The following is a 21511-nucleotide window of genomic DNA, read 5'->3' as shown; positions in this document are numbered from 1 at the left end:
GCTCCGGAGGCTGCGCATTCTGCCGCCGCTCGCCGACCGCGCCTCGGCCTGCCGCTACCGCGCCGGGCGAAAGCAGGACGAAATGCCCAGTCGCCCGCTCACACGTCGATATTCGCCGCGCGCAGCGCATTCGTCTCGATGAACTCCCGCCGCGGCTCCACCTCGTCGCCCATCAGCATGGTGAACACGCGGTCGGCTTCGATGGCGTCGTCGATCTGCACGCGCAGCAGGCGGCGCACGGCCGGGTCCATGGTTGTTTCCCAGAGCTGCTCGGGGTTCATCTCGCCCAGGCCCTTGTAGCGCTGGCGGGCGGTGACGCGTTCGGCTTCGGACAGCAGCCACTGCATGGCGGTGCGGAAGTCGCTCACGCGCTCTTCCTTGGCCTTGTCGCCATCGCCGCGGCGGGCCGTGGCGCCTTCGCCCAGCAGGCCGCGGAAGGTGTCGGCGGCTTCGGCCAGCGCCGCATAGTCGGCGCCGTGCACGAACTCCTGCGTGAGCACGCTGCTCTTGATGTTGCCGTGGTGCCGCCGGCTGATGCGCAGCAGCGGCTTGTCGGTGCGCACGTCGAACTCGCTCGCCACTTCGGCCGGGATGCCGTTGCTGCTGATCTCGCGCAGGCGGGCCTGCAACGCGACGGCGCTGGCCTCGGCGGCCGCGGGCGTGTCCAGATCCAGGCGCACGCCGTCGGCGATGGCGCGCAGCGCCTCCGCGTCCATGAAGACGCCCAGGCGGTCGATGACCGATTCGGCCAGCTGGTGCTTGCGCGCCAGCGCGTCCAGCGTCTCGCCGCTGAGCACGGTGGGGTTGGCGCCACCGGTGTGCACGGCCGCGTCCTTCAGCGCCACGCGCAGCAGGAAGGCCTCCAGTGCCGGGCCGTCCTTGAGGTACTGCTCTTCCTTGCCGACCTTGACCTTGTACAGCGGCGGCTGCGCGATGTAGATGTGGCCGCGCTCCACCAGCTCGGGCATCTGGCGGTAGAAGAAGGTCAGCAGCAGCGTGCGGATGTGGGCGCCGTCCACGTCCGCGTCGGTCATGATGATGATGCGGTGGTAGCGCAGCTTGGCGACGTTGAAGTCGTCGGCCCCATTGCCACCGGTGGCGCCGGCATTGCCGATGCCCGTGCCCAGCGCGGTGATCATGGTCACGATCTCGTTGCTGGTCAGCAGCTTCTCGTAGCGCGCCTTCTCCACGTTCAGGATCTTGCCGCGCAGCGGCAGGATGGCCTGGAACTTCCGGTCGCGGCCCTGCTTGGCGCTGCCGCCGGCGGAGTCGCCCTCCACCAGGTAGATCTCGCACAGGGCGGGGTCCTTCTCCTGGCAGTCGGCCAGCTTGCCGGGCAGGCCCATGCCGTCGAGCACGCCCTTGCGGCGGGTCATCTCGCGGGCCTTGCGGGCGGCCTCGCGGGCCTTGGCGGCCTCCACGATCTTGCCGCAGATGATCTTGGCGTCCTGCGGGCGTTCTTCCAGGTACTCGGTCAGGGCGCGGGCCACGATGTCCTCGACCGGCGCGCGCACCTCGCTGGAGACCAGCTTGTCCTTGGTCTGGCTGCTGAACTTGGGCTCGGGCACCTTCACGCTCAGCACGCAGCACAGGCCTTCGCGCATGTCGTCGCCGCTGACCTCGACCTTGGCCTTCTTGGCCAGGTCGTTCTGGTCGATGTACTTGCCCACCACGCGCGTCATGGCGGCGCGCAGGCCGGTCAGGTGGGTGCCGCCGTCACGCTGCGGGATGTTGTTGGTGAAGCACAGCACCTGCTCGTTGTAGGCGTCGTTCCACTGCATCGCCACCTCGACGGTGATGCTCGTGCCGGGAATGCCGCCGTAACTGTCGGCCGGCCGCTCGCCGGTGGCGTAGAAGGCGTTGGGGTGCAGCACCTTCTTCGTGCCGTTGATGAATTCCACGAAGCCCTTGACGCCGCCGGCGCCGGAGAAGTCGTCCTCCTTGCCGCTGCGCTCGTCCTTCAGGCGGATGCGCACGCCGTTGTTCAGAAAGGAGAGCTCGCGCAGCCGCTTGGCCAGGATCTCGTAGTGGAAGTCGTGGTTTTCCTTGAAGATCTCGGTGTCGGGCAGGAAGTGGACCTCGGTGCCGCGCTTGTCGGTCTCGCCGGTCACGCGCATGGGCGAGACTTCGACCCCGTTCACCGTTTCCAGGATGCGGTTCTGCACGAAGCCCTGGCTGAATTCGAGCACATGCACCTTGCCGTCGCGGCGCACCGTCAGGCGCAGCATCTTGCTGAGCGCGTTCACGCACGAGACGCCCACGCCGTGCAGGCCGCCCGACACCTTGTACGAGTTCTGGTTGAACTTGCCGCCTGCGTGCAGCTCGGTCAGCGCGATCTCGGCGGCCGAGCGCTTGGGCTCGTGCTTGTCGTCCATCTTCACGCCGGTCGGGATGCCGCGGCCGTTGTCGGTGACGGAGATCGAGTTGTCGGTGTGGATGGTGACGACGATGTCGTCGCAGTGGCCGGCCAGGGCCTCGTCGATGGAGTTGTCGACCACCTCGAAGACGAGGTGGTGCAGGCCGGTGCCGTCGGAGGTGTCGCCGATGTACATGCCCGGCCGCTTGCGCACGGCCTCCAGGCCTTCCAGGATCTGGATCGCGCCTTCGCCATAGCCGGTGTCGGGCGTCACCTCGATCGGGATCGCCTTGTCGATCTCGGCTTCGTACACGGGCTCGGTCTTGGGCGTTTCAGGCGCGTCGGGCTGCTTGTTGTCGCTCATCTTTAACTTGAAGCCGCGAAGCGGCTGTGACTGTCATCTGGCTGGAACCCCCGCTTGGCGGGGGCAGGGGGTGCGCCACATGCACGCGAAGCGAATTTGAGGGCGCGTCGCGACCTCAGATTCGCATCGGCATGACCACGTACTTGAAGTTCGCGTCCTCGGGGATGGTCAGCAGCGCCGAGCTGTTGCCGTCCTGCAGGTCGACGCGCACCATGTCCTGGCCCATGTTGGCCAGCGCATCGATCAGGTAGGTGACGTTGAAGCCGATCTCGATGCTGTCGCCGCCGTAGTCGATGTCCAGCTCGTCCACCGCCTCTTCCTGCTCGGCATTGTTGGAGGCGATGCGCAGCAGGCCCGGCTCGATGTTCAGCCGCACGCCCTTGAACTTGTCGCTGGTCAGGATGGCCGTGCGCTGGAGGCTGGCCAAGAGCGGCGCGCGGCCCAGCGTCACGCTGTTCTTGTGGTTCTTGGGGATCACGCGGTTGTAGTCGGGGAACTTGCCCTCGACCAGCTTGGTGACGAACTCCATCGTGCCGAAGTTGAACTTGGCCTGGTTGTTGGCGAACTGCAGCTCGATCATGGGCGGCGTGTCGCCGTCGGCGTCGGACAGCAGGCGCTGCAGCTCCAGCACGGTCTTGCGCGGAAGGATCACCTCCTGGCGCGGCACCTCGACGTCCAGCGTGGCGCTGGAGAACGCCAGGCGGTGGCCGTCGGTGGCCACCAGCGACAGCTGCTTGCCCTCGGCCACGAACAGGATGCCGTTGAGGTAATAGCGGATGTCGTGCACCGCCATCGCGAAGGACACCTGCGACAGCAGTGCCTTCAGGGTGCGCTGCGGCACGCTGAAGGCCGGGCCGAAGCTGGCGGCTTCCTGCACCAGCGGAAAGTCCTCGGCCGGCAGGGTTTGCAGCGTGAAGCGGCTCTTGCCGCCCTTGAGCACCAGCTTGTTCTGGCTCGATTCCAGGCTCACCGTCTGGTCGGCCGGCATGGTGCGCAGGATGTCGATCAGCTTGCGCGCACCCACGGTGGTGGTGAAGGCGCCGTCGTCGCCGCCGAGCTCGGCGGTGGTGCGGATCTGGATTTCCAGGTCGCTGGTGGTCAGCTGGAGCTGGCCGCCGGCCTTGCGGATCAGCACGTTGGCCAGGATCGGCAGCGTGTGGCGACGCTCGACGATGCCTGCCACCGACTGCAGGGCTGCCAGAACCTGGTCTTGGGGTGCCTTCAGAACAATCATGTACGTCCTCTACTCTTCGTCCTCGATCTTCCCGGGCAGGGGCCCGGATGCCGGCGCATTGTCTGCGCCCCTTTTTGGGGTGGGGATGCTCATCCCTTGAGCGTCTGCTCCAGCACGTGCAGCTGCTGGTTCAGCTCGGTGAGCTGCTGGCGCTCGCCGGAAATCTTGCGCACCGCGTGCAGCACGGTGGTGTGGTCGCGGCCGCCGAACAGCTCGCCGATCTCGGGCAGGCTCTTCTGCGTCAGCTCCTTGGCCAGGTACATCGCGATCTGGCGCGGCCGCGCGATGCTGGCCGGGCGCTTCTTGCTGTACATGTCGGCGACCTTGATCTTGTAGTAGTCGGCGACGGTCTTCTGGATGTTCTCCACGCTGATCTGCCGGTTCTGGATCGACAGCAAGTCGCGCAGCGCCTCGCGCGCGAGCTGGATGGAGACTTCCTTCTGGTTGAAGCGCGAATAGGCCAGGATCTTGCGCAGTGCACCTTCGAGCTCGCGCACGTTGGAGCGCACGTTCTTGGCGACGAAGAAGGCCACCTCTTCGGGCATCTCGGCGCTCTCGGCCGCGGCCTTGTTGATCAGGATGGCCACGCGCATCTCGAGCTCCGGCGGCTCGATGGCGACCGTCAGGCCCGAGTCGAAGCGCGACACCAGGCGCTCGTGGATGTCGGTCAGGCCCTTGGGATAGGTGTCGCTCGTCATCACGATGTGCGACTTCTTCGCCAGCAGGGCCTCGAAGGCGTTGAAGAACTCTTCCTGCGTGCGGTCCTTGTTGGCGAAGAACTGCACGTCGTCGATCAGCAGCAGGTCGAGCGAGTGGTAGCGTTCCTTGAACTCGTCGAAGGTCTTGCGTTGGTAGGCCTTGACCACGTCCGACACGAACTGCTCGGCGTGCAGGTAGAGGATCTTGGCGTCGGGCTTGTCGGCCAGCAGCTTGTTGCCCACGGCATGCATCAGGTGGGTCTTGCCCAGGCCGACGCCGCCATAGATGAACAGCGGGTTGTACAGGTGGCCCGGCGTGCCGGCCACGTGCATCGCCGCGGCGCGCGCCATGCGGTTGGCCGAGCCTTCGACCAGGCTGTCGAAGGTGAGCTGCGGATTCAGCCGGTTCTTGAAGGCCCCGGCCGGTTCGTCGGGCGCTGCACCGCCCATGCCGGACATGCCCATCGGGCCGTCGCCGGGGCGCAGCGGTTCGGGCTCGGAGATGGACGAGGGCACGGCCTGCACCGTGACGGGCTGGCGCACCGGGATCTCGCGCGGCGCCAGGGCCAGTTCGACGGCCACCGGCTGACCCGACAGCCGCTCGGCCATGTCGGCGATGCGGGCGGCGTATTGCGCGCGGATCCAGTCCAGCTTGAAGCGGTTGGCGACAAAGATCGTCATCCGCGTCAGGTCGTCGGTCACCTGCGCGGTCAGCGGCTTGATCCAGGTATTGAATTGCTGCTCGGACAGCTCTTGCGCGAGCTGGTCGACACAGGCCTGCCAGAGGCTGGCACCGACCCCTTCACTCGACATGGCGGCTGCGCTGACCGAAGGGCCGCTGGGGGTTCATCGGCGCGTATGTCTGTTGTGGATAGTTGCGAACGGAAAGCACGCGCGATTCTAACTTGTCAAAAACTTATCCACACCCCTTGACGGGCGGCGGCATTGCTGGCTGATAAGCGCATGCATTGCTGCGCGTTCGGATGTCTGCGATAATTTCGGGTTCCCTTTTGCACCGGGCGGCCTCGGCGCGCGTGGTGCAAGGGCAGCCGGGGCCCGGCCGCGGACCTGATTGCAGCAAATTCGAAGGCGCGTGCCTTCGCGCTGCAATCCAGGGTCCGACTCCACATCACCAGACGGGCCTGTCGATCAGCACTCTTGCAGGAACCCTCGTCATGAAACGCACCTACCAACCGTCCAAGATCCGCCGCGCCCGTACCCACGGCTTCCTGGTCCGCATGAAGACCCGTGGCGGCCGCGCCGTCATCAACGCCCGCCGCGCCAAGGGCCGCAAGCGCCTGGCCGTCTGAACGGTGACGTGGTGGGCAGGCCCGCCTCTGGCGATGCCGCGGATTCCGCCGGCACGGGCCGGGGTGGGTTTTGGCCGACTGGCGTCGCGGGTCTTTGCCGCGGCCGCCGGCTGTTGCCAACTGCTTGTCCACAGCGCGTGAGCCTCGTTCCTCGCGCTTCGGGGCAGCCCCCTTCAGAGCCCTCGCCGGCTGCGCACGCGCAGGTGCCGGCGGCTTTGCTGCGCCTGCGCAACCGAGACCAGTTCCAGGCGGGTATGGCGGGGGCGACCATTGCACGCACGCCGCATTTCGCCTTGCATCGGCGTGCGTTGCCATTGCCGGTCGAGTCCGTCTCCGATGGGGAGGCGCCTGCCGCGGCGCTGTTTCGTCCGACGGGCGTGTGGCTGGGCGCCATGGTGCCCAAGCGCTGGGCCCGTCGCGCCGTCACGCGCAACGCCATCCGCCGCCAGATCTACACCGTCGGGCTCTGTCTCGAAGGCCAGCCGCCCGCCGCGTACGTGGTGCGCCTGCGCACGACCTTCGACCGTCGCCAGTTCGTCAGCGCCACCTCCGAAGCCCTGCGCCGCGCCGTGCGTGCGGAGCTGGAGCAGCTGTTCGCCCGCGCGCGCCGCACGGCTGCCTGAAATCCGACCGTCGCCGATGCAGCGTCTTCTGATTGCCATCGTCCGCGCCTACCGTCTGCTGCTCAGCCCGTGGCTGGGTGGCGCCTGCCGCTTTTCGCCCACCTGCTCCGTCTACGCCATCGAGGCGCTGCAGACGCACGGCGCGGCGCAGGGCAGCTACCTCACGCTGAGGCGCCTGGCCCGCTGCCATCCCTGGTGCGCGGGCGGGCACGACCCCGTGCCGCCTGCGGCCGGGGCCGGGCTGTTCACCTCTCTCGACAAGAAGTCCTCTTCATGAACGACATTCGCCGCACCATCCTCTGGGTGATCTTCGGTTTCTCGCTGGTGATGCTGTGGGACCAGTGGCAGGTCCACAACGGCCGCGCGCCGACCTTCCTACCCTCGACCAAGCCGGCCGTCACCGCCCAGGCGCCAACGCCCGCTCCCGGCGCCTCGGCGCCGTCGGCCTCCGCCGCCGGGGTGCCCGCAGCGGGCGGCGGCAGTGCGGCCGCCGCGCCGACGGCCTCGTCCACCTCCGTGCCGGCCGAGCGCGTGCAGATCGAGACTGATGTGTTCAAGGCGGCCATCGACCCGCAGGGCGGCACGCTCGCCCACCTCGAGCTCCTGCAGTACATGCAGGAAACCTCGCACGGCGGCCTGATGCCGATGGTGCGCCGCCTGCTGAACATGCCGGCCCTGCCGGTCGTTGAAGAGCCGGTCGTGCTCATGGACGACGGCCCGGCCAACCGCTACCTCGCCCAGACCGGCCTGCTGAATCCGGCCGGCGGTGGGGCCATGTTCCCCAACCACCTGAGCCTGATGGCGACCAAGCCCGGCCCGTACCGGCTGGCCGATGGCCAGGACACGCTGGAGGTGAGCTTCGAATCGCAGCCCGCCGGCGGCCTCAAGTACGTCAAGACCTACGTCTTCAAGCGCGGCGACTACGCCATCCATGTGCGCCACCAGGTGGTGAACGTGGGCGACCAGCCGCGCGATCCGCAGCTGTACCTGCAATTGCTGCGCCACGGCGTCGAGGCGCACGGCAGCATGCTGGGCACCAGCACCTTCACCGGCCCCGCCGCGTACACCGAAGAGAAGAAGTTCCACAAGATCGCCTTCGCCGACATCGCCAAGGGCAAGGCCGAGGTGCCGCCTGCGTCCGAAACCGGCTGGGTGGCGATGGTGCAGCACTACTTCGCCTCGGCCTGGCTGGTGGAGCCCACGCACAGCGCCGGCCTCAAGCGCGAGTTCCGCGTGCAGGGCCCGGATGCTCTGGGCCCCAACCTGTATGCCGTGGCCATGGTGGCCAACCTGCCGACGGTGGCGCCCGGCGCCACGCAGACGGTGGACACCGTGCTCTTCGCCGGCCCCGAGGAAGAGAAGAAGCTCGAAGCCCTGGCCCCCGGCCTGGACCTGGTGAAGGACTACGGCATCTTCGCCATCATCTCCAAGCCGCTGTACTGGCTGCTCGACCAGCTGCACAAGCTGCTGGGCAACTGGGGCTGGTCCATCGTGGCGCTGGTGGTATTGCTCAAGGCCGCCTTCTTCTGGCTCAACGCCAAGGCCTACGGCAGCATGGCCAAGATGAAGGCGATCAACCCGCGCATCATGGAAATGCGCGAGCGCCTCAAGGACAAGCCGCAGGAGATGCAGCAGGAGATGATGCGGATCTACCGCGAGGAGAAGGTCAACCCGCTGGGCGGCTGCTTCCCCATCGTGATCCAGATCCCGGTGTTCATCGCGCTGTACTGGGTGCTGCTGTCCTCGGTCGAAATGCGCCATGCACCGTGGATCCTGTGGATCCGCGACCTGTCGGCACCGGATCCCTGGTTCATCCTGCCGCTGGTCATGACGGGCACCACGCTGCTGCAGACCTGGCTCAATCCCACACCGCCGGACCCGATGCAGGCCAAGCTGATGTGGATCATGCCGCTGGCCTTCAGCGTGATGTTCTTCTTCTTCCCGGCCGGCCTGGTGCTGTACTGGATCACGAACAACATCCTGTCGATCACGCAGCAGTACGTGATCAACAAGCGTCTGGGCGTCACCAAGTAAACGGGGCGCTCACGCTTTGCGTCACAGGCCGCCTCCGGGCGGCCTGTTCGTTTGCGGCGGCCGCGCCATCGCCCCTGCCGACCCTGGCCAATGCTGAAAGAATCACCGCCATGCTCGCCCGTCTGAACGACCCCATCGCTGCCATCGCCACCGCCCCCGGCCGCGGCGCCGTGGGCATCGTGCGTGTGTCGGGCGCGGGCCTCGTGTCGCTGGTGCGTGGCCTGTGCGGGCGCGACCTCAAGCCGCGCGAGGCGACGTACCTGCCCTTCCTGGATGCCGATGGCAGCGCGCTGGACCATGGCCTTGCGCTGTACTTTCCCGGTCCCAATTCCTTCACCGGCGAGGACGTGCTCGAACTCCAGGCCCACGGCGGGCCGGTGCTGCTGCAACTGCTGCTGGCCCGCTGTCTTGCGGCCGGCGAAGAGGTCGATGCCGCCACCGGCCTGCCGCGCCTGCCGGGCCTGCGCGTGGCGCAGCCGGGCGAGTTCAGCCAGCGCGCCTTCCAGAACGGCAAGATCGACCTGGCCCAGGCCGAGGCCATCGCCGACCTGATCGACGCCAGCACCGAGGCGGCGGCGCGCAGCGCCGGCCGTTCGCTGGGCGGCGCCTTCTCGCGCGAGATCCATGCGCTGCGCGATGCGCTGATCCACCTGCGCATGCTGGTGGAGGCGACCCTCGACTTTCCCGAGGAGGACATCGACTTCCTGCAGCAGGCCGATGCCGCGGGCCAGCTTGCGCGCCTGCAGGCGCAGCTGGCGTCCGTGCAGCAGCGGGCCCGTCAGGGGGCTCTGCTGCGCGAGGGCATCAAGGTGGTGATCGCCGGCCAGCCCAATGCCGGCAAGAGCTCGCTGCTGAATGCGCTGGCCGGCGCCGAGCTTGCGATCGTGAGCCCGGTCGCCGGCACCACGCGCGACATCGTCTCGCAGACCATCCAGATCCAGGGCGTGCCGCTGCATGTGGTGGACACGGCCGGCCTGCGCGAATCGGGCGACGAGGTAGAGCGCATCGGCATCGCCCGCGCCTGGGGCCAGATCGAGGATGCGGATGCGGTGCTCTTCCTGCACGACTTGACGCGCGCCGCCCAGCATGACTACCAGGCCGCCGACGCCGAGATCCGCGCGGGCCTGGCCGGCCGCTTGCCGCCGCGCGTGCCGCTGCTGGAGGTCTGGAACAAGTCCGACGCGGTCGAGGCCGCCTCGATGCCGGCGCTGCCTGAAGAGGCCCTGCGCCTGTCGGCCAAGGCTGGCGAGGGGATCGAAGCCCTGCGCCAAAAGCTGCTGGCTCTGGCGGGCTGGCAGGCAGTGCCCGAGGGTGTCTACCTGGCCCGCGCCCGCCATGTGCAGGCGCTGCATCGGGTGGCCGGCCATCTCGACATGGCATCGGCCCATCTCGAGGCGCCGATGCCCGCGCTGGATCTGCTGGCCGAAGAACTGCGCCTGGCCCAGAACGCGCTCAACGAGATCACCGGAGAGTTCGGGTCGGACGATCTGCTGGGCGTGATCTTCTCGCGCTTCTGCATCGGCAAGTAACCGGGCCGCCAGCGCGCCGGCCGCCCTGGCGTTCCCGGCCGCGGGCTGCGACGAAGACTTCAGCCGCGTTGGAGCCGTTCGGTGGCCGTGGCGAGCGGCCCGGGCAGGCCCGAGAGCACCAGCGTGTCGCCGGGCTCCAGCACCGTGTCTTCCTCCGGCTCCATCGTGCGGCCGTGGCTGCGCCGCAGGCCCACCACGCGCACGCCCGCATCGGACAGGCCCAGGCGTGCCAGCGCCTGTCCGACCCAGCGGCTGCCGGTCTGCAGGGTGAAGCTGTCCAGCCGCTCCTGCTCCAGGTCTTCCAGCGAGGCATCGTCGTCCGCGCCGCGGAAGTAGCCGCGCAGCAGGTGGTAGCGGGCATCGCGCGCCTCCTGGGCCAAGCGGATCACCCGCCGCATCGGCACGCCGACCAGCGCCAGTGCATGGCTCGCCAGCATCAATGAGCCTTCCACCGTCTCCGGCACGACGGCGGTGGCGCCGGCGCGCCGCAGTTTCTCGAGCTCGTGGTCGTCCTGTGTGCGCACCACCACGGGCACCGTCGGCGCATGGGCACGCACCGCGGCCAGCACCTTGAGGGCGCCCGGCACGTCGAGGTAGGTGATGGCCACGGCGCTGGCCCGCGACAGGCCGGCCGCCATCAGCGCCTGCGGGCGCGCCGCGTCGCCAAAGACCACCGAGTCGCCCGCGGCGGCGGCCTGGCGCACGCGGTCGGGGTCCAGGTCCAGTGCCATGTAGGGAATGCCTTCACGCTCCAGCATGCGGGCCAGGTTCTGGCCGCAGCGGCCGTAGCCGCAGATGATCACGTGCTCCGCCGTGTCGATCATCTTGCGCGCCAGGCTGGTCACCTGCAGCGACTGCTGCATCCAGTCGCTGGCCACCAGCTTGCGCACGATGGCCTCGCTGTACATCACGATGAAGGGGGTGGCCAGCATCGAGACGATCATCGAGGCCAGGACCGGATCGCCCAGCCACGGCGGCATCAGCCCCCGGCCACTGGCCAGCGACAGCAGCACGAAGCCGAATTCACCGGCTTGGGCCAGGTACAGCCCGGTGCGCAGCGAGACGCCGGCCGTCGCGCCCAGCAGCCGCGCCAGCACCGTCACCAGCAGCAGCTTGAAGCCCAGCGGCACCATCAGCAGCACGACCACCAGCGACCAGCGCTCGACCACCACATGCCAGTCCAGCGACATTCCGATGGTGATGAAGAACAGGCCCAGCAGCACGTCGTGGAAGGCGCGGATGTCGCTTTCCACCTGGTGCTTGTATTCGGTCTCGGACACCAGCATGCCGGCGATGAAGGCGCCCAGCGCCAGCGACAGGCCAGCCATCTCGGTCAGCCAGGCCAGGCCCAGCGTCACCAGCAGCAGGTTGAGCATGAACAGCTCCTCGCTGCGGCGGCGCGCCACCAGCGTGAGCCACCAGCGCATCACGCGCGGACCGCCGTAGAGCAGCAGGCCGATCAGGGCGGTGGCCTTGATCAGGGCCAGGCCCAGGCCACGCAGCAGCGCCTCGGGCGGCGCACCCAGGGCGGGGATCAGCACCAGCAGCGGCACCACGGCCAGATCCTGGAACAGCAGCACGCCCATCACGCGGCGGCCATGCTCGCTCTCCAGCTCCAGCCGCTCGGCCATCAGCTTGACCACGATGGCGGTGCTGCTCATCGCGAGGGCGCCCGACAGGGCGAGCGCCGTCTGCCAGCTCATGCGCCAAGGGTCGGGCAGCAGGCGGGCCAGGGCCAGGGCACCCGCCGTGGCCAGCAGCATGGTCAGCGCCACCTGCAGAAGGCCCAGACCGAACACATGCTGGCGCATGGCGCGCAGCTTGGGCAGGCTGAACTCGAGCCCGATCACGAACATCAGGAACACCACGCCGAACTCGCCCAGGTGGCGCACGCCGTCCGAATCCTGCGCCAGCGCGAAGGCGTGCGGGCCGATCAGCACGCCGGCCACCAGATAGCCGAGCATGGGTGGCAGCTTGAGCGAGCGGCAACCCACCACGCCCAGCACGGCGGCCAGCAGGTAGAGCAGCGTCAGCTCGAAGGTGTTCATCCGCTGGATGCTAGCAAGGGCCATGCACTGCACCGGGGCGGGGGCAAGGCGCGCCGATAAAATCGCCCGATGAGCTTTCCGGCCCCGGACCCCGACGCGTTGCTGGCCCGCGCACGCGCCACTTTCGACATCGAGGCCGCCGCCGTGCTCGGCCTCAAGGCACGCGTCGGCCAGAGCTTCGTCGAGGCGGTCCGGCGCATCCTGGCCCTGCAGGGCCGGGTGGTGGTCATGGGCATGGGCAAGAGCGGCCATGTGGGCCGCAAGATCGCTGCGACTCTGGCCTCCACCGGCACGCCTGCCATGTTCGTGCACCCCGCCGAGGCCAGCCATGGCGATCTGGGTATGGTCACGGCCGCGGACGTGGTGCTGGCCATCTCCAACAGCGGCGAAAGCAATGAACTCGACGCGATCCTGCCCGTGCTCAAGCGCCAGGGCGTGCCTCTGATCGCCATGACCGGCGGCGCGACCTCGTCGCTGGCCCGGCATGCCGACCTGGTGCTGGACAGCGGCGTCGAGAAGGAAGCCTGCCCGCTGAACCTGGCACCGACCGCCAGCACCACCGCGCAGATGGCGCTGGGCGACGCGCTGGCCGTCGCGCTGCTCGATGCGCGCGGCTTCGGTGCCGAAGACTTCGCCCGCTCGCATCCGGGCGGCGCGCTGGGGCGAAAGCTGCTCACCCATGTGGCCGACGTCATGCGCCAGGGCAGTGCGGTGCCGCAGGTCTCGCCACAGGCCGGCATCACCGAGCTCATGCGCGCCATGAGCGTGCAGGGCTTCGGCGCCGCGGCGGTGATGAATGCCCAGGGCCGTGCCGAAGGCATCTTCACCGACGGCGACCTGCGCCGGCTGATCGAGGCGGGCGCCGACCTGCGCGGGATCCGTGCGGCTGACGTCATGCACCGCGGCCCGCGCACCATCCGCCAGGACGCCCTGGCCGTCGAGGCGGCCGAACTCATGGAGCAGCATGGCATCACCCGCCTGTTCGTCGTCGATGCCGAAGGCCGGCTGGCCGGGGCACTCAACACCACCGACCTGATGCGGGCGAAGGTCATCTGATGGCGCCGCAACCGCAGGGCGCCCGACCCGTGCTCAACTTCGACCCCGAACTGCTGCTGGCCGCGCAGGATGTCCGCGTCGCCTTTTTCGATGTCGACGGCGTGCTGACCGATGGTGGCATCTACTTCACCGACGCCGGCGAGACGCTCAAGCGCTTCAGCGTGCTCGACGGCTACGGGCTGCAGATGCTGCGCAAGGCCGGCATCGAGCCCGTGGTGGTCACCGGCCGCGACTCGGCGCCGCTGCGCGCCCGGCTGCAGGCATTGGGCGTACGGCATGCGCGCTACGGGGTGATGGACAAGATCGCTGCGTCCACCGAGATCCTGGCGGCCCTGGGCCTCGACTGGGCACAGGCGGCGGCCATCGGCGACGACTGGCCCGACCTGCCCGTGCTGCGCCGGGTGGCCTTCGCGGCCGCACCTGCCAATGCGCATCCGGAGGTGGCGGCCACCGTGCGCCATGTCACCCGCCTGCGGGGCGGCGAGGGCGCGGCCCGCGAGTTCTGCGACCTGCTGCTGTGCGCATGCGGGCGCTATGCCGGCCTGCTCGACGCCGCCATCGGGGTGCCCGACGCATGAAGCGCGTCGTCTCCGTCTTCGGGCTGGCCTTCGACCGGCTGAGCCTCTACCTGCCGATCATCCTGACAGGCCTGCTGGCGCTCGGCACCTACTGGCTGGTGCGCAACGCGCCGGAACTGATCAAGCCGCACGCCGCGGCCCCGGTCTCGCACGACCCGGACTTCTTCATGCGCAACTTCACCGTGCGCAGCTTCCTGCCCGACGGCTCGCTGCACAGCGAGATCAGCGGCCGGGAAGGCCGTCATTACCCCGACACCGACACGATGGAGGTCGATGACGTGCGCGTGCGCTCGGTGTCGCCCCAGGGGCTGGTCACGCGGGCCACGGCCAACCGCGGTCTTTCCAATGGCGATGCCAGCGAGATCCAGCTCTTCGGCAATGCCGTGGTGATCCGCGACGAAGGCAAGCTTCCCGATGGCAAGCCGGCGCCCCGGCTGGAATTCCGGGGCGACTTCCTGCATGTGTTCACCAACGAGGACCGGGTGCGCTCCCATCTGCCGGTCACGCTGATCCGGGGCAGCGACACGTTCAAGGCCGATGCGATGGACTACGACCACATGAGCGGCATCGCCAATCTGCGTGGGCGCGTCCGGGGCCAGATCATGCCGCCGGCCCCGGCGGGCAGGCGCTAGCCGTATCTGCGGGAGCCGTCCATGTCCGCCCCTGCCCTTGCCCCCCTGGTCTTCATCACCGGCGCGTCCAGCGGTATCGGGCAGGCGATGGCGGCCCGCTATGCCCAGGCGGGCTGGCGGCTGGCGCTCGTGGCGCGGCGCACGGCGCAGATGCAGGAGTGGGCGGCGTCCCAGGGCCTGGGGCCGGAGCGCTGCGGCATCTACGGCGCCGATGTGGCTGCGGTGGACAGCATCGTCGCGGCGGGCGAGGCCTGCCTGGCTGCGCAGGGTCTGCCCGAGGTGGTCATCGCCAATGCGGGCATCAGCGTCGGCATGGACACGGCCGAGCGTGCGGATCTGGACGTGATGGCCGAGACCTTCGCACTCAACAATGTGGGCTTGGCCGCCACCTTCCATCCCTTCATCGCCGCGATGGTGCGCCGGGGGAGCGGGCGGCTGGTGGGCATCGGCAGCGTTGCCGCGATTCGGGGGCTGCCGGGGCACGGCGCCTACTGCGCCAGCAAGGCGGCGGTCGTGGCGTATTGCGAAAGCGTGCGCACCGAGTTGCGCGACAGCGGCGTCCGGGTGGTGACAGTCTGTCCGGGCTATGTGGACACGCCGCTCACCCGGGGCAATCGGTATGGCATGCCCTTCCTCATCTCCGCGGAGGTCTTTGCCGACCGAGCATTCCGCGCCATCGAGGCCGGGGTCAGCTACCGCGTCATTCCCTGGCAGATGGGGGTCGTCGCCAAACTGATGAGGGTGCTGCCCAACGCCATCTACGACCGGGCGGTGCAAGGCCGCGGCCGAAAGCGCCGCCGGGACGAAGCCGATACGCCTCGCTGAGCGCTGCGGCGTCGCAGCCTGTCTGCTTGACCGACTGGCGTGCGGAGGGCTGTGGCAGGACCGTCACAAGCAGGCGCGCATGAAAAAGGCTCCCGAGGGAGCCTTTCATTGAGTCGTTCCGCAAAGCGGAACGGCAACGTGTGCGATCAGTAGTTGTTCCCGCCGCCACCGCCGCCGTAGCCGCCGCGACCACCGCCGCCACCGCCACCGCCACGGGGGCCGGTGCCGTAGGGGCTGCGGAAGCTGCCGTCGTTGCCGCCGCCACCGCCGCCGCCGCGGCCGCCGTAGCCGCCGCCACCGCTGCGGCCACCGCCGCCGCCGCCGTAACCACCACCGCCGCCGCCGTAGCCGCCGCCACCGCCGCCGCCGTAACCACCGCCACCACCACCGTAGCCGCCGCCACCGCTACGGGGCGGACGCGGCTCCATGGGGCGCGCTTCGTTGACCACGACACTGCGGCCGCCCAGCGGCTGGCCGTTCATGCCCTGAATGGCAGCCTGCGCCTCGGCGTCGCTGCCCATTTCCACGAAACCAAAGCCTTTGGAACGGCCGGTTTCGCGCTCCATCATGACCTTGGCGCTGGTCACTGCGCCGAACTGGCCGAAAGCCTGTTCGAGATCACCGTCGCGCACCGAATAGGGCAGGTTGCCGACGTAGAGTTTGTTGCCCATGAATGGGACTCCTGTAAAACACAAAGAAAAGCAGCGATGGAGTCCCGGGCGCAAGACCCGCAGCATGTTGGCCTGCGGGGCTGACGAAACTGACCGATCACCCAATGGCCTGCGGCTTTCCGGGCCGAAGGTCCACCCATTATGGGTGATTTATTTGGGAGGGGGGCAGGAATTTCCCTTGAATTGCAACAACCTCCGTGAGTCTGCGAAGCTTGCGCACACTGACATCGATGGCCCGGTGAAAACACAGGTTTCCTAAGTAATCGGAAGAGATCATCGAGTTAATCGGGCGCGGTTGCGCCTCCTTTTTCTGACGCCAACTGCGGCAGGCGTTCCTGCGCCCGCACCCATAGTTTCATGCTGCAGTGCGGCAAGAGCCGCTAGAATCCGCCCCGTCTTTGGGGAGTAGCCGCCTTCCGAGTGCGAGAAGGGCATGCGTCAACAGACTTGTACCGCGCCCCACGCGGAACATGGCGCCTGCAGTGAAGACCTGGCGAGACCATTGACCACGCAGCTTCGGGAACAAGGCCGAAGGCGCTGCGTGGTCGATTGCGTCCTTCGGCCGAGGAACCCCACATCTCTATGGAAGCCTTTCTGGTAGCCACCGGCATCGTCGCGCTGGCTGAAATGGGTGACAAGACCCAACTCCTTTCCCTCGTCCTCGCGGCGCGTTTCCGCAAGCCCTGGCCCATCGTGCTGGGCATCTTTGCGGCCACGGTCGTCAACCATGCGCTGGCGGGCGCCGTCGGCGCCTGGGTGACCGGCTTTCTCGGGCCCACGGTCCTGCGCTGGATCCTGGGCCTGTCTTTCATCGCCATGGCCGTCTGGATGCTGATTCCCGACAAGCTCGACGAGGACGAAGCGCCCCGCGGTGTCTCCAAGTTCGGCGTCTTCGGCACCACGCTGGTGGCCTTCTTCCTGGCGGAGATGGGCGACAAGACGCAGATCGCCACCGTCATGCTGGCGGCCCGCTTCACGCACGACTACCTGTGGGTGGTGATCGGCACTACGCTGGGCATGATGCTGGCGAACGCACCGGTGGTATGGCTGGGCGAGCGCATCGTTCGCAAGGTGCCGATCAAGCTCGTGCACAGCATCTCGGCCGTGATCTTCCTGGTGCTGGGCGTGGCTGCGCTCATCGGCTGGGGCGCCTGAGGCATGACCCTCGCCGGGCGGCGACAGCGCCGCCCGGCCTATACTTTCCACCAGCGCCGATTTGCTCCAGCTTGCGGGCGCTTGATAAATGCAGCTAAAGACGGATGCCCGCAACCCGGCTCGTTTTTGGCGAGGCCGGGTTTTCTTTTTGCTCCCATGTCCTTCGACGTCACACCCCAGTCCATGTCCTTCGCGACGCCGCTGCCGCTGCGCAGCGGCAGCGCCATCGGCGACTACGCGTTGGCCTACGAGACCTACGGCACGCTCAATGCCGACCGCAGCAATGCCGTGCTGGTCTGCCATGCGCTCAATGCCTCGCACCATGTGGCCGGCCAGTACGCCGGCCAGCCGAAGTCGCAGGGCTGGTGGGACAACATGATCGGCCCCGGCAAGTCGGTGGACACCGACCGCTTCTTCGTCATCGGCATCAACAACCTGGGCTCCTGCTTCGGCTCGACCGGGCCGATGCACACCAATCCCGCGACGGGGCGGCCCTGGGGCGCGGACTTTCCGGTGGTGACGGTGGAAGACTGGGTGGACGCCCAGGCCCGCCTGCTCGACGCGCTTGGCATCGACACCCTGGCGGCCGTGATGGGCGGCAGCCTGGGCGGCATGCAGGCGTTGTCGTGGACGCTGCAGTACCCCGAGCGTGTGCGCCACGCCGCGGTGATCGCCAGCGCGCCCAACCTGAATGCCGAGAACATCGCTTTCAACGAGGTCGCGCGCCGGGCCATCGTGACCGATCCCGACTTCCACGGTGGCCACTTCTACGACCACGGCGTGGTGCCCAAGCGAGGGCTGACCATCGCCCGCATGATCGGCCACATCACCTACCTCAGCGACGACGTGATGAACGCCAAGTTCGGCCGCCAGCTGCGCGAGGGCATGCAGGTGCGCTACACCACGCACGACGTGGAGTTCCAGATCGAGAGCTATCTGCGCCACCAGGGCGACAAGTTCAGCGAGTACTTCGACGCCAACACCTACCTGCTCATCACCCGCGCACTCGACTACTTCGACCCGGCCGCGGCCTATGGCGGCAGCCTGCGCGCGGCCTTCGAGCGGGCCATGGCCAAGTTCCTGCTCGTGAGCTTCACCACCGACTGGCGCTTTTCGCCGGCGCGCAGCCGCGAGATCGTCAAGGCGCTGCTCGACAACCGCCGCAGCGTCAGCTATGCCGAGATCGACGCGCCGCATGGTCACGACGCATTTCTGCTGGACGACACCCGCTACCTGGGCGTCGTACGCGCCTGGTTCGACGGCATCGCGAAGGAGCTGCAATGACCACCCGCCCGGCTGCTCCCAGGGGCCCCCGCACCGCAGGCGACGCCGAAGGCACGCCCTTGCGCACGACCCACGACATCAACGACCGCATCGTCCGCCTCGTGCCCGAGGGCGCGCGCGTGCTCGACCTCGGCTGCGGCGACGGCGCGCTGCTCGAGCGCCTGCAGCGCGAGCGCGGCTGCACCGGCTACGGCGTGGAGATTGCCGACGGCAACGTCCTGCAATGCGTGCGGCGCGGCGTCGACGTGATCCAGCTGAACCTCGACGAAGGCCTGTCGATGTTCGAGGACGCCAGCTTCGACGTGGTGCTGCAGATCGACACGCTGCAGCACCTGCGCAATGCCGAAATCATGCTGCGCGAGACGGCGCGCGTGGGTCGCATCGGCATCGTCGCCTTTCCCAACTTCGCGCACTGGCCCAACCGGCTGAGCATCCTGCAGGGCCGCATGCCGGTGACGCGGCGGCTGCCCTACCAGTGGTACGACACGCCCAACATCCGCGTGGGCACCTTCCGCGACTTCGACGCCCTGGCGCGCAAGAACCGCCTGCGCGTGCTGGATGCGTTCGGCGTGCAGCACGGCCGCGAGGTGCGCTGGTTGCCCAACCTGCGCGCCGCGACGGCCGTCTTCAAGTTCGAGCGGGACTGAGTGCGACCCCGGCGCGCGGCAGCGCGGTGCCGCACCGCCGGCAGTAGTGCGCGTCGTCCGCATGGCCGCCCGCGCCGCAGGCGGTGCAATGCGCATCGGCGGCGGCGCGGTCGCGCAGCGTCTGCAGCCGCCGCTGCGCGCCCATCTCGGCCGTGACGATGCCGGTGGGCACCGCCAGCACACCCCAGCCGGTCAGCATCATGGCCGAGGCGATGAGCCGGCCCATGTCGGTGCGGGGCACCAGATCGCCGAAGCCCACCGTCGTCATCGTCGAGACCGCCCAGTACATGGCGGTGGGAATGCTGGTGAAGCCGTGCGGCGGCCCTTCCACCACGTACATGAGCGTGCCCGATACCAGCACCAGCAGCATCACGAAGCCCAGGAAGACCGTGATCTTGCGCGCGCTGGCCGCCAGCGCGAGGGCGAGCGTACGGTATTCGTGCGCATAGCGCGACAGCTTGAAGATGCGGAACACCCGCAGCAGCCGCAGCACGCGCACGTCGATCAGCGCGCCGAGCGATGGCTCCAGGGCCACCAGGTAGGTCGGCAGCAGGGCCAGCAGGTCGATCACGCCATAGAAGCTGAGGGCATAGCGCAGCGGGCGCTGGACGCACACCAGGCGGGCCAGGTACTCCAGGGTGAAGAGCGCGGTGAACACCCATTCGAGCCCGTGCAGCAAGGCGCCATGGCGGGCCCGCATCCCGGCCATGCTCTCGAGCATGACCACGCCGACGCTCGTCAGGATGGCCGCGATCAGCAGCAGGTCGAAGCTGCGGCCGGCCCGCGTCTCCGATTCGAAGATGACCGTGAAGAGCGTGCGGCGCCAGCCGGAAGCGGGTTTGCCGAAGCGGGCGTCGGCCGCCCGGTCATCGAACATGCCTGGGATGTCGTCGTCGGCGTGATGGGCGGGGTCGATGTGTGGGGCCATGAAGAGCGAGGTACAGCGGCGTGAGCCGGACGCGGCGAATTCTGACGGCAAGGCGGCGAGGCGGGCGACATCGGCCTTGCCGCGGGTTGTTACCGATCTTTCGCAAAGAAGTGTCAACATTCAGAATCACTTGCCTACCATTGGCGCTTTCGCAAGGAGATCACCCTTTGGCTTCGCAATCCCCCTTCTTCGGCAAACGTGACCGTGACCCCAACGACAGTGTGACTTCGCGTCCCGCCCCGCTGATGGGCGCCGGCACGCTGTCGGGCCATCCTGTGGGTGGGCCGGCGCTGGCCTCGGCACCTGCCGCCACGCCAGCCGCCGCACAGGCTCCGGTGCAGGAAACGGGCAGCAAGCTGACCGTCGGTCCCAACATCAAGCTCAAGGGCGTCGAGATCACCGACTGCGACACGCTGGTGGTCGAGGGCACGGTCGAAGCGACCATGGATTCGCGCGTCATCCAGATCGCCGAGCAGGGCGCCTTCAAGGGCTCGGCCGAGATCGACATCGCCGAGATCCGAGGCGTGTTCGACGGCAACCTGACCGTGCGCCAGAAGCTGGTGATCCATGCCACCGGCAAGGTGTCGGGCAAGATCCGCTACGGCAAGATCGTGATCGAGGAGGGCGGCCAGCTCTCCGGCGAGATCAGCGTGGGCACGAGCACCTCCAGCGACGCCAAGCCCGCCCTGGCGGCCTGAGCATCGCCATCGCCCGCGCTGCTCGGCGCGCCGTTCAAGGCGCGTCGGCCAGCCGCTTCAGAAGAGCCTCCGCCGCGGCGGGGGCTTTTTCTTTGTGGCCGTTGATGAAGAAGACATAGGTGGGCCGCTCGGCCACCCAGCCCCGCGCCTGGGTCGCCAGTGCATCGAGCGCACTGGGCGCGTAGCCGTTGGCGAAGCGCGGCTGCGCATCCATCAGCCGCGCATAGACGATGGGGCCCTGCGGCGCGTCGAAGGACGGGAATTTCGGGCTGTCGGTGAAGACAGTCGCCGCGCCATGGCGCTTGGCCAGGGCCTGATAGGTCGGGTCGATGAAGCTGGGATGGCGCACCTCCATCACATGCTGCAGCGGCAGGCCATGGACCTGGGGCGGCAGCAGTTCCAGGAAGGCGCCGAAGTCCACGGCGTCGAAGGCGTGCGTGGGCATGAACTGCCAGACGATGGGCCCCAGCCGGTCGCCCAGTTCGGCCAGGCCGCTGCCGATGAAGCGCTGCACCGCATCGCCGGCCTTGGCCAGTTCGCGGCGGTGCGTGGTCACACGGTGCGCCTTGAGCGAGAAGACGAAGCCCTCGGGCGTGGCTTCGCGCCACTTGCGGAAGGTGTCGGGCTTGAAGGTGCTGTAGAAGGTGCCGTTGACCTCGATGGCCGTGAGCCGCCGGCTGGCGTGGGCCAGCTCCTGCGCATGCGGCAGGCCGGGCGGGTAGAAGCTGCCGCGCCAGGGCGCGAAGGTCCAGCCGCCGATGCCCACCCGCACGGGCGTCTGCGGCGGGGCGGGCAGGTCGGCGGCGGTGGGCGCAGCTTTCTTGGGCATGGGCGTGCTGGG

At 68.4% G+C, this 21511-nt stretch carries 20 protein-coding genes and 1 riboswitch; of the genes, 13 read left to right on the top strand and 7 right to left on the bottom strand.

Annotated elements, in window-relative coordinates; translation table 11 throughout:
• Positions 1-98 precede the first annotated feature (98 nt).
• The 3 genes from gyrB to dnaA all read right to left on the bottom strand — a co-directional run bounded on the left by gyrB (position 99) and on the right by dnaA (position 5465).
• On the bottom strand, positions 99-2720 hold the full coding sequence (gyrB, locus tag KBC94_RS24570; RefSeq protein ID WP_294376574.1) for a DNA topoisomerase (ATP-hydrolyzing) subunit B: 2622 nt from the start codon (positions 2718-2720) through the stop codon (positions 99-101).
• Between the two features lie 115 nt (positions 2721-2835).
• Positions 2836-3954, bottom strand: a complete 1119-nt coding sequence (dnaN, locus tag KBC94_RS24565) for a DNA polymerase III subunit beta (protein ID WP_234193406.1) — start codon at positions 3952-3954, stop codon at positions 2836-2838.
• Between the two features lie 89 nt (positions 3955-4043).
• Positions 4044-5465, bottom strand: coding sequence for a chromosomal replication initiator protein DnaA (dnaA, locus tag KBC94_RS24560; protein ID WP_234193405.1), 1422 nt, complete (start codon positions 5463-5465; stop codon positions 4044-4046).
• Between the two features lie 362 nt (positions 5466-5827).
• Here dnaA and rpmH point away from each other — a divergent pair, with 362 nt between their 5' ends.
• The 5 genes from rpmH to mnmE all read left to right on the top strand — a co-directional run bounded on the left by rpmH (position 5828) and on the right by mnmE (position 10148).
• Entirely contained in the window at positions 5828-5962 is a 135-nt protein-coding gene (gene rpmH, locus KBC94_RS24555) for a 50S ribosomal protein L34 (RefSeq protein ID WP_006299042.1), read from the top strand.
• A 215-nt stretch (positions 5963-6177) separates the two neighbouring features.
• A complete protein-coding gene (locus KBC94_RS24550) occupies positions 6178-6585 on the top strand; it encodes a ribonuclease P protein component (RefSeq protein WP_294376788.1) in 408 nt (135 codons plus the stop codon).
• A gap of 16 nt (positions 6586-6601) precedes the next feature.
• Entirely contained in the window at positions 6602-6862 is a 261-nt protein-coding gene (gene yidD / locus KBC94_RS24545) for a membrane protein insertion efficiency factor YidD (protein ID WP_017760450.1), read from the top strand.
• Positions 6859-8619: a membrane protein insertase YidC gene (gene yidC, locus KBC94_RS24540; protein WP_294376566.1), complete on the top strand. Its 1761-nt coding sequence runs from the start codon at positions 6859-6861 to the stop codon at positions 8617-8619. The genes yidD and yidC overlap by 4 nt, the downstream gene beginning before the upstream one ends.
• 110 nt (positions 8620-8729) lie before the next feature.
• Positions 8730-10148: a tRNA uridine-5-carboxymethylaminomethyl(34) synthesis GTPase MnmE gene (gene mnmE / locus KBC94_RS24535; RefSeq protein WP_294376565.1), complete on the top strand. Its 1419-nt coding sequence runs from the start codon at positions 8730-8732 to the stop codon at positions 10146-10148.
• 59 nt (positions 10149-10207) lie between these two features.
• Here mnmE and KBC94_RS24530 read toward each other — a convergent pair whose 3' ends face one another.
• On the bottom strand, positions 10208-12196 hold the full coding sequence (locus tag KBC94_RS24530; RefSeq protein WP_294376785.1) for a monovalent cation:proton antiporter family protein: 1989 nt from the start codon (positions 12194-12196) through the stop codon (positions 10208-10210).
• 69 nt (positions 12197-12265) lie between these two features.
• On the opposite strand from KBC94_RS24530, the gene KBC94_RS24525 reads away from it, so the two are divergent.
• The 4 genes from KBC94_RS24525 to KBC94_RS24510 are packed head-to-tail and all read left to right on the top strand — an operon-like array spanning position 12266 to position 15287.
• A complete protein-coding gene (locus KBC94_RS24525; protein ID WP_294376562.1) occupies positions 12266-13252 on the top strand; it encodes a KpsF/GutQ family sugar-phosphate isomerase in 987 nt (328 codons plus the stop codon).
• Positions 13252-13830, top strand: a complete 579-nt coding sequence (locus KBC94_RS24520) for an HAD hydrolase family protein (RefSeq protein ID WP_294376557.1) — start codon at positions 13252-13254, stop codon at positions 13828-13830. The genes KBC94_RS24525 and KBC94_RS24520 overlap by 1 nt, the downstream gene beginning before the upstream one ends.
• Positions 13827-14462, top strand: coding sequence for an LPS export ABC transporter periplasmic protein LptC (gene lptC / locus KBC94_RS24515; protein ID WP_017760456.1), 636 nt, complete (start codon positions 13827-13829; stop codon positions 14460-14462). Before KBC94_RS24520 ends, lptC begins: the two co-directional genes overlap by 4 nt.
• A 21-nt stretch (positions 14463-14483) precedes the next feature.
• Complete coding sequence (locus tag KBC94_RS24510) at positions 14484-15287, top strand: SDR family oxidoreductase (protein ID WP_294376551.1); 804 nt, start codon at positions 14484-14486, stop codon at positions 15285-15287.
• A gap of 146 nt (positions 15288-15433) precedes the next feature.
• Here KBC94_RS24510 and KBC94_RS24505 read toward each other — a convergent pair whose 3' ends face one another.
• Entirely contained in the window at positions 15434-15958 is a 525-nt protein-coding gene (locus KBC94_RS24505; RefSeq protein ID WP_294376545.1) for an RNA-binding protein, read from the bottom strand.
• A gap of 388 nt (positions 15959-16346) precedes the next feature.
• A riboswitch (yybP-ykoY riboswitch) is annotated at positions 16347-16524 on the top strand.
• A 16-nt stretch (positions 16525-16540) separates the two neighbouring features.
• Here KBC94_RS24505 and KBC94_RS24500 point away from each other — a divergent pair.
• The 3 genes from KBC94_RS24500 (at position 16541) to metW (ending at position 19044) form a co-directional block, all read left to right on the top strand.
• Positions 16541-17113: a TMEM165/GDT1 family protein gene (locus KBC94_RS24500; RefSeq protein ID WP_294376543.1), complete on the top strand. Its 573-nt coding sequence runs from the start codon at positions 16541-16543 to the stop codon at positions 17111-17113.
• Positions 17114-17269: 156 nt separating this feature from the next.
• Positions 17270-18397 carry a homoserine O-acetyltransferase gene (locus KBC94_RS24495; RefSeq protein ID WP_234193396.1) on the top strand — a complete coding sequence of 376 codons (1128 nt, stop codon included), beginning with the start codon at positions 17270-17272 and terminating at the stop codon, positions 18395-18397.
• Positions 18394-19044, top strand: coding sequence for a methionine biosynthesis protein MetW (metW, locus tag KBC94_RS24490; protein WP_294376535.1), 651 nt, complete (start codon positions 18394-18396; stop codon positions 19042-19044). Before KBC94_RS24495 ends, metW begins: the two co-directional genes overlap by 4 nt.
• Here the strand turns inward: metW and KBC94_RS24485 are convergent.
• Entirely contained in the window at positions 19025-19921 is an 897-nt protein-coding gene (locus KBC94_RS24485; RefSeq protein WP_294376782.1) for an ion transporter, read from the bottom strand. The genes metW and KBC94_RS24485 overlap by 20 nt on opposite strands.
• 218 nt (positions 19922-20139) lie before the next feature.
• Between KBC94_RS24485 and KBC94_RS24480 the strand changes: the two genes are divergently transcribed.
• The gene (locus KBC94_RS24480) at positions 20140-20670 is read left to right on the top strand and encodes a polymer-forming cytoskeletal protein (protein WP_294376532.1); all 531 of its coding nucleotides are present in this window, start codon (positions 20140-20142) and stop codon (positions 20668-20670) included.
• 34 nt (positions 20671-20704) lie between these two features.
• On the opposite strand, the gene KBC94_RS24475 is transcribed toward KBC94_RS24480, so the two are convergent.
• On the bottom strand, positions 20705-21499 hold the full coding sequence (locus tag KBC94_RS24475; RefSeq protein WP_294376529.1) for a DUF72 domain-containing protein: 795 nt from the start codon (positions 21497-21499) through the stop codon (positions 20705-20707).
• Positions 21500-21511: the final 12 nt, after the last annotated feature.

The organism is Pseudacidovorax sp. (assembly GCF_017991995.1).
Lineage (GTDB): Bacteria > Pseudomonadota > Gammaproteobacteria > Burkholderiales > Burkholderiaceae_C > Xenophilus.
This window is presented reverse-complemented; position numbering and strand designations above follow the sequence as displayed.